The 6401-nt window shown below is 35.4% G+C and carries 7 protein-coding genes and 1 riboswitch; of the genes, 5 read left to right on the top strand and 2 right to left on the bottom strand.

Annotation, left to right across the window (positions count from 1 at the left end; translation table 11 throughout):
* A partial coding sequence (locus GXZ93_04105) for a hypothetical protein (protein HHT78961.1) occupies window positions 1-350 on the bottom strand: 350 nt, incomplete at its 3' end.
* A 271-nt stretch (window positions 351-621) separates the two neighbouring features.
* Here GXZ93_04105 and GXZ93_04100 point away from each other — a divergent pair.
* Window positions 622-813 (top strand): ferredoxin, encoded by a 192-nt coding sequence (locus GXZ93_04100; protein HHT78960.1) that lies wholly within the window; start codon window positions 622-624, stop codon window positions 811-813.
* A gap of 102 nt (window positions 814-915) precedes the next feature.
* On the opposite strand, the gene GXZ93_04095 is transcribed toward GXZ93_04100, so the two are convergent.
* A complete protein-coding gene (locus GXZ93_04095; GenBank protein ID HHT78959.1) occupies window positions 916-2145 on the bottom strand; it encodes a polymer-forming cytoskeletal protein in 1230 nt (409 codons plus the stop codon).
* A gap of 296 nt (window positions 2146-2441) precedes the next feature.
* Window positions 2442-2556: riboswitch (FMN riboswitch) on the top strand.
* Between the two features lie 118 nt (window positions 2557-2674).
* Between GXZ93_04095 and ribD the strand changes: the two genes are divergently transcribed.
* From ribD to GXZ93_04075, 4 genes are read left to right on the top strand one after another with little or no spacing between them, the layout of a single operon-like run.
* On the top strand, window positions 2675-3901 hold the full coding sequence (gene ribD, locus GXZ93_04090) for a bifunctional diaminohydroxyphosphoribosylaminopyrimidine deaminase/5-amino-6-(5-phosphoribosylamino)uracil reductase RibD (protein HHT78958.1): 1227 nt from the start codon (window positions 2675-2677) through the stop codon (window positions 3899-3901).
* Window positions 3886-4632, top strand: coding sequence for a riboflavin synthase (locus GXZ93_04085; GenBank protein ID HHT78957.1), 747 nt, complete (start codon window positions 3886-3888; stop codon window positions 4630-4632). Before ribD ends, GXZ93_04085 begins: the two co-directional genes overlap by 16 nt.
* Window positions 4619-5827, top strand: coding sequence for a GTP cyclohydrolase II (gene ribA / locus GXZ93_04080; GenBank protein ID HHT78956.1), 1209 nt, complete (start codon window positions 4619-4621; stop codon window positions 5825-5827). Before GXZ93_04085 ends, ribA begins: the two co-directional genes overlap by 14 nt.
* Before the next feature lie 40 nt (window positions 5828-5867).
* Complete coding sequence (locus tag GXZ93_04075; GenBank protein ID HHT78955.1) at window positions 5868-6338, top strand: 6,7-dimethyl-8-ribityllumazine synthase; 471 nt, start codon at window positions 5868-5870, stop codon at window positions 6336-6338.
* Window positions 6339-6401 lie beyond the last annotated feature (63 nt).

The following is a 6401-nucleotide window of genomic DNA, read 5'->3' as shown; positions in this document are numbered from 1 at the left end:
GAAGATTTTAGCTGCTTCAGCTTGTCAATACCATTCTCACTTGTTACTTTGCCTATTACTGTAACAGGGCTTATCGCCCTTGGCTGACTGCCGTCTCCTACCGGAGTTGGACCAAAAAATATACAAAAGACATTTCCTGAGGGCCAGAAAGCTATATTGCCGATTTCCATCAGTTCTTTGCCGTTTTCAAGCTCAGCTTCAATAGGGATTTCAAAATAAACTTCATTTCCCCATAAATTAACCTCGGACTTTATGGGCAGAATTTTCAACAATTTTCTTGCTGTAACTGAATCATTTAAAATAGCTTCAATTTTATTGTCCTGAAATACTATTTCTATCTTTTTAGGCAATCTTATCCCCCTGTTACTCAATAGTTAAAAATATTTAAACAAATTATAAATTTTGGTTATTTAATAAGAGGTTTTATTTTCCAAAAGTATTCTACACTTTATTAAAACTAATTGCATTTTCTTTTTAATATTTTTGTGATTTTATATGATTTTTAAAATAATCAAATTTTTATTAAAAATATTTGTATTGCTTATAAAAATTATGTATATTACATTATAAATTAGCTTGGATATAAAAGGCTAAATTTAAAAAATAAACGAAAGGACTTAAATGGAAGTTAGAATCGACGAGGATCTCTGTACAGGTTGCGGATTATGTGAAGAAACCTGTCCTGATATCTTTAAGATGAACGAAGATAAGGATATCGCAGAGGTTGTCAAAACAGACCACGACGAATACGATGAGGAATGCATACAGGAAGCCGTAGAAAGCTGTCCTTCAGAAGCTATAACAACTGAATAATAAATTTTATATACTTTAAATAGATATTAAATCAGCCCTGTTTAAGCAGGGCTGATTTTTTAATACACTACGATTTCTTTTCTGATACCGATATCAGTTAATTCAGGTGATTCTGGCTTTCCTGAAGGAAACAATCCAGTCTTTTATTATCATAACAAGTCCGCCAAAGCCAAACAGTATTGCTACAAACTGCGCAAGCCAGCCAATAAACGGAATTGCAAATAATATAGATGTGATCACAAGGCCGATAAGAAGTGCAACTACTTTCCAGCCATACTTATTTAAATTTTTAACACCTTTCTGAAGAATAAGGTTTCCAATAAAAAATGATAGAAAGATGTTGCTTACAAATAAGAGCAATGCATAGCCAAGAATCAGATAAAAATTGGCAAATAACGAAAGTACTCCGAGCAATGATCCTATTATTGTCACAAATAATATTATTCCTATAATGAAAATAATGAACATGGCAATAGGTGCACCAAATAATACTATTGCCCCTCCGCCTACACAATATCCAAAGCTTTTTTTCATTCTTGCATTAAATTTGCTGAAAGCCCAGGGGGCAACAAGCAGAAGAATTATACCCAGGACAAAACAGCTTAAGAACCTTACAACCTTTCCGCCTATCCATGTAGCAGTAAATAATGCAACTGCACCTTTATTTATGTTCGGAGCAACTTCCAGTTCTTTTGATGAATCAGTTTTCGGTTTTCTCCAGTTTGTTTTTCCTGTGATTTTGGCATTTGCAGAAACCAGGGCTTCTTTATCAGAAGTATAATTAAGATTTCCGGATATTTCTGCACCATCACCTATTTTTATATTTGAAGAACTGATTTCAACCGTGTCGCCTATTTTTCCGTTGATTATTACCTCTGCAGCAGATACCTTAAGACCTCCGCCCACATTACCATTTATGACTATTCTTGCAGCATTTATCGCTACATCTCCATCAATAACAGAGTTTGAGGAAATTTCAACCTGCCCTCCTGCGGCAACCAGATCTTTTTTCAGGTTATTATTTATTGTAATCACGCCGCCTGCAATTCTGACAGTATCCCCTATTTCACCATTTACTGTAATAGTGCTCCCGGCTGCAAGCAAATCACCTTCCACGTTTCCTAATATATTTATCTGTGAGCCTGCTGCAACAAGATCCCCGTCCACTTTTCCTGTAAGAGTTACCGTATTGCCGAATGCATAAACATCATCTTCAATACTTTCTGAAATACTTAAGTCTTCTCCTCCCTTTGTTGTAAATGCGAAAACAGGGGAAGAGAAACTTAAAATACACAGCATGAAAACTGAAATGAATAACAGTATTTTCTTCATGACCAAACCCCTCCTTTTAAGTCAATGCAAATTGATTTTAAATTATTTAAAATAACTTTTTGCCTTAATATGATGAACCGGTATTTAGAAGTTTAAAAAATTATTCCAACCATAACAGATATTTCACAAATTAAAATATCATAGGTTTTCCCCGCCGGATAACATAACCAGTTAAAATTCCTGCCGGATAGCATAGCCAATCAAAACTAATTATAAATAATTATTTTGTTTTTTAAAATAAAAATTTCATATCAAAAAATATTAATACTAATTTGACTTTTCTGGTATAATTAATCCTGGATTTTCGAGGACAGGTGTAAATCCTTACCGGCGGTTACAGTCCGCAAGCAAAAGCAAGACTTAGTGAAATTCTAAGACCGACAGTTATAGTCTGGACGGGAGAAAATTCAAAGACTATTATTGTTTTTTAGTCCATGGATTTTTTCCATGGATTTTTTTATTTTCGGTCTGAAATTCTTTAAGCCTTAAGATGACGAAAAAAGCTTTTACAAAAGAGGATGAAAAATTTATGAGACTGGCCCTTGGTCTTGCCGGTAAGGGCAGGGGCACTGTAAGCCCCAATCCACTGGTGGGAGCCGTGATAGTAAAAGACAATGTTTTTGTCTCCGGCGGATTTCATGCTGCTGCCGGATATAATCATGCTGAAATCAATGCTATCGAAAACGCAGAAGACAAGCTGGGCAGCAGACTTCCGAAAGGTCTGAAATTATACGTAACTCTTGAACCATGCTCTATGCATGGAAGAACTCCTCCGTGCACAGATGCACTCATTAGAAATAAATTCTCGGAAATCATAATCAGTGTTTTAGACCCGAATCCAAAAATAAACGGACAGGGGATTTTAAAGTTAAGACAGGCCGGCATCAAAGTCAGAACAGGGCTTTTGCAGAAACAGGGTGAAAAATTAAATGAAATATTTTTCACGAATATTCAAAAAGGCAGGCCTTTTATTTGTGCAAAAACTGCTGCAACACTGGACGGAAATCTTGCAGCAAAAACCGGTGATTCAAAATGGGTAACTGACAGGAAGTCCAGGATGTTTGTGCAAAAACTAAGATTTGATTATGGCTGTGTGCTGACCGGTATAAATACGGTCATAAAAGATGACCCTTTTTTATTTCCAAGAAAATCACTTAAAAATAATATGGCAGAAGTGTTTAATAAAAATGACTTTAACGGTATTGAAAAGACTTTTTTAAAAAAAGAAATCCTTGTTAATGAAGAAGACGGCAAAAAAGTAAAAATACATTGTTTTAACTTTAAAAGAGCTATTATAGATACGGAACTTGATATTAATGCAGATTCAAATATAGCCAGGACTGCAAAACATATAAAAACCATAATTTTTTCTTCGGAAGAAAGTATCAAAAGCAAAGCTGAAAAATATAATCTTCTTTTAGATAAAGGGATAAATATTGAAGCTGTCAATACATTAAAAAATGAAAAGATGCTGGATCTAAATGAAATAATCGGGATACTTTTCAATAAATATGAAATAACATCGGTTATGCTTGAATGCGGACCCGGACTCCTTACGTCGTTTTTAAAATCAGGCCTGATTGACAAATTCATGTTTTTTATCGCTCCGAAAATAACCGGGGGCAATAATCCTTATTCGGTTTTTAATGAATTGGGAATAAACAAGATGTATGAAAGCATTAATTTAAAATTTGACAACATTAAAAAAATACAAAATGATTTATTAATTGAGGCATATCCATGTTTACAGGAATAATAAAAGAAATCGGTCTTGTAAAAAAAGTAGTAAAAATAAATACCGGACTTGAAATAGAAATAAGCTGCCGAAATATTATTTCAGATATCAGGCTCGGTGATTCAATATCAGTCAACGGGTGCTGCCTTACAGTAAAAGAATTTGACCGGGCAGGTTTTAAGGCAGATATCTCGTTTTCAACATTGAAATCAACCGCTTTTGCTTCAGTCAGGGCAGGCGATAGAGTAAATATGGAGGATGCGCTGTCTCTTAAAGACAGGCTTGGGGGCCATATTGTTACCGGTCATATTGATGATGTGGGAAAAATAACAGATATAAAAAAAATCGGTGATTTTTATAAACTGACCGTAAGAATACCTCAGAATCTTCTTGAATTTACGGCTCCCAAAGGCTCTCTTTCTGTTGACGGCATAAGCCTTACGATTTCTGATGTATTTAAAAACAACCTGGATTTTACAGTCATACCTTTCACTTTTGAAAACACCAATCTTAAATTCAAAAACAAGGGGGAAAAAGTCAACCTGGAAGTGGACCTGATGGCAAGATATATTATAAATATGGCAAGATATTCCGGCCCTTCCGGAACACTTTCACAGGAAGTGCAGCCGTTTTCCGCTTCAGCAGCAGTAAATTATTTAAAAATGCCCGGCATTGACAATGATATAAAAAATATTTCCAAAGAAAAAGACAAGGAACTGGAGAAGAAACTGAAAGAATATGGATTCAAATAAATTTTACTCAACACAGAAAATAATAAAAGAAATAAAAGAAGGCAAAATCTGCATTATTGTTGACAGCAAAGGAGATGAAACGGAAGGAGTCCTTTTTATGGCAGCCGAAAAGGTAAGCCATGATTCTCTTAATTTTTTCATCAATAAAGGAAAAGGGCTTATCTATATGCCCTGTGAAGAAAAAAGGCTTGAAGATTTAAAAATACCTTTAATGATAGATCATCTGCCAGGAAGAAAAATCACAGGCTCTTCATTTGCTCTATCGATAAATGCAGCTACAAATAAAGGAACGGGTATTTCCATAAAAGAAAAACTGAATACCATAAAGGCATTTGTTTCAGAAAATGCAAAGCCGGAGGATTTTACAATACCCGGACATATTTTTCCTTTAAGTTCAAAACCTGGCGGAATTTTAAATCGTGCCGGCCATACTGAAGCTGCAGTTGATATTCTGAAAATAGCAGAGATGCAACCTGTGGGGGTAATTTGTGAGGTTTTAGGAGAAGATGGCGAAGTTGCCAGACTGGAAGATTTGAAAATACTTGCAGAAGAATTCGACCTGAAAATAATAACAATTGCCGAGCTTATAAAATATCGTAAAAAGACAGAAAAGCTTATTGAAAAAGCTGCAGAAATAGTGCTGCCTACGAAATGGGGTGATTTTAAGACAATTACTTATAAGTCCCTGATTGATAATGAGACTCATATTGCATTTGTAAAAGGAGAAGTAAGAGATATGGAAAATGTGCTGGTAAGAGTACATTCCCAGTGTCTGACAGGAGATACTTTCGGCTCCGGAAGATGTGATTGTGGAGACCAGCTTGATCAGGCGTTTAAAATGATAAATAAAAAAGGAATCGGGGTTTTGCTTTACATGGCGCAGGAAGGCAGGGGTATAGGCTTATGCAATAAAATGAAAGCTTATGAGTTACAGGACAAAGGTTTTGACACTGTTGAAGCAAATATTGAGCTGGGATTTGAAGCAGACCTGAGGGATTACGGCATAGGAGCCCAGATTCTTTCAGACCTCGGACTTACAACAATAAATCTTATGACAAATAATCCAAAAAAAGTAATAGGACTTGAAGGATACGGTCTTACCATCACCGAAAGAATACCAATACAGATAAAACCCTGCAAAACTAATGAAAGATACCTTAAAACCAAAAAAATCAAAATGGAACATATGCTCTGATGGTATGTATTTAAAAAATTATTTTTAACAGGAGGAAATAATGAAAATATTTGAAGGAAATCTTAGCGCATCAGGAATAAAATTCGGAATAATAGTAACAAGATACCATGAATTTATTACAAACAAACTTTTAAGCGGATCTCTTGACTGCCTTAAAAGACACGGGGCATCAGAAAGCGATATATCAGTGGCGTGGGTACCCGGCGCTTTTGAAATTCCTGTTACTTTAAAAGTTATGGCAGAATCCAAAAAATATGATGCCATTATCTGCCTTGGCTCAGTCATGAAAGGCGAGACAAGCCATAATCAGTACATTACAAGTGAGGTAATCAAAGGAGTTGCAAAAGTAAACATGGATCTGAATATACCGGTTGCATTCGGAGTAATAACTCCTGACACCCTGGAACAGGCTATTGAAAGAGCAGGAACAAGCCAGGGAAACAAAGGCTGGGATGCAGCCCTGACTGCAATCGAAATGACAAACCTGATGAAGGAAATCAAAAAATCCTGAAGACGGTCTATAAATATTTTTACCACTCAGCTGAAATATTAAACCCCATAAAAATTAAAAATG

The sequence above is a fragment of the Actinomycetota bacterium genome, from assembly GCA_012837825.1.
GTDB lineage: Bacteria > Actinomycetota > Humimicrobiia > Humimicrobiales > Humimicrobiaceae > Humimicrobium.
Note: the sequence above shows the minus strand (reverse complement) of the source record. Positions and strands in the feature narration are given on the sequence as shown.

Excerpts from the sequence above, each read along its gene's own strand:
- GXZ93_04095 (HHT78959.1), bottom strand. The coding sequence starts at position 2,145 with ATGAAGAAAATACTGTTATTCATTTCAGTTTTCATGCTGTGTATTTTA.
- GXZ93_04100 (HHT78960.1), top strand. The coding sequence starts at position 622 with ATGGAAGTTAGAATCGACGAGGATCTCTGTACAGGTTGCGGATTATGT.
- ribA (HHT78956.1), top strand. The coding sequence starts at position 4,619 with ATGGATTCAAATAAATTTTACTCAACACAGAAAATAATAAAAGAAATA.
- GXZ93_04075 (HHT78955.1), top strand. The coding sequence starts at position 5,868 with ATGAAAATATTTGAAGGAAATCTTAGCGCATCAGGAATAAAATTCGGA.
- ribD (HHT78958.1), top strand. The coding sequence starts at position 2,675 with ATGAGACTGGCCCTTGGTCTTGCCGGTAAGGGCAGGGGCACTGTAAGC.
- GXZ93_04085 (HHT78957.1), top strand. The coding sequence starts at position 3,886 with ATGTTTACAGGAATAATAAAAGAAATCGGTCTTGTAAAAAAAGTAGTA.